This window comes from Amycolatopsis sp. SID8362 (genome assembly GCF_010550475.1).
GTDB classification, from domain to species: domain Bacteria; phylum Actinomycetota; class Actinomycetes; order Mycobacteriales; family Pseudonocardiaceae; genus Amycolatopsis; species Amycolatopsis eburnea.
Genome location: NZ_JAAGNB010001302.1, coordinates 1 through 771, shown reverse-complemented (window position 1 = coordinate 771; position 771 = coordinate 1). Strand labels below are relative to the sequence as shown.

Annotated in this window: 1 protein-coding gene and 1 pseudogene; one reads left to right on the top strand and one right to left on the bottom strand. The window is 74.7% G+C overall.

What is annotated here, in order from left to right:
- Positions 1 to 532, top strand: a 532-nt coding sequence (locus tag G3I65_RS39995) for a tetratricopeptide repeat protein (RefSeq protein WP_160700687.1), incomplete at its 5' end; no start/stop codon positions are given.
- Between the two features lie 9 nt (positions 533 to 541).
- On the opposite strand, the pseudogene G3I65_RS39990 reads toward G3I65_RS39995, so the two are convergent.
- Positions 542 to 771: pseudogene (locus tag G3I65_RS39990) on the bottom strand (hypothetical protein); the annotation flags it as partial.

Sequence of the window (771 nt, the reverse complement as noted above, 5' to 3'; positions counted from 1 at the left end):
CTGGGCGGGCGAGGCCACCGCGCTGGAAGGGCTGGGCGCCGTCGCGCACGCGTGCGGCCGGCTCCCGGAAGCCGTCGAGCACTACCGCCTTGCCTTGCGGCTCAACGAAACCCACGAACGTCACCGCGGAACGGCGCTCCTCCTGTGCTACCTCGGCCACGCGCTGGCCGGGCAGGACGAGTTCGACGCCGCCGCCGAGCACTTCGGGCGCTCGGCCCGGCTGGCGGCGTCGATCGGGGACGGGCACTGCCAGGCGCAGGCCATCGCCGGGCTGGGCGCGGTCCACGCGGCTCGCGGTGCGCTCACCGAAGCGGTCACCGAGCTGGAGCGCGGGCTGCGGTCACTTCCGGCTTCGGAAGCCGCCTCGCTGCGCGTCCCCGTATTGGATAAGCTCGCCGAAGTCCTCGTGGGGGCCGGGGACCACGAAGGTGCGCGGCGGCACTGGACCGAAGCGCTCGCCGCGTACACCTCCATGGACGACCCCCACGCCGAGCGGATCCGAGCGCGGCTCCGCTCGCTGCGGACGGAGTGAACACGGGTTTCAGCCGATCGGTTCCGGCAACTGGGCCGGGGACACCGGCACCCCGTGGACCGGCTGGTCGAGCCCCAGCAACCGGTAGCAGGTCTCGCGCAGGATGCTCAGCGCCTGGCCCGGGCGGGTGGTGATCGCGCGGAGCACGGTCGCACGATCGTCGTCCGAAGGCCGCCGGGCCCGCTCGACCTGCGGCGCCAACGGCCGGTCCGGGCGCAGGGGCGCCGCGATCCGCGCCG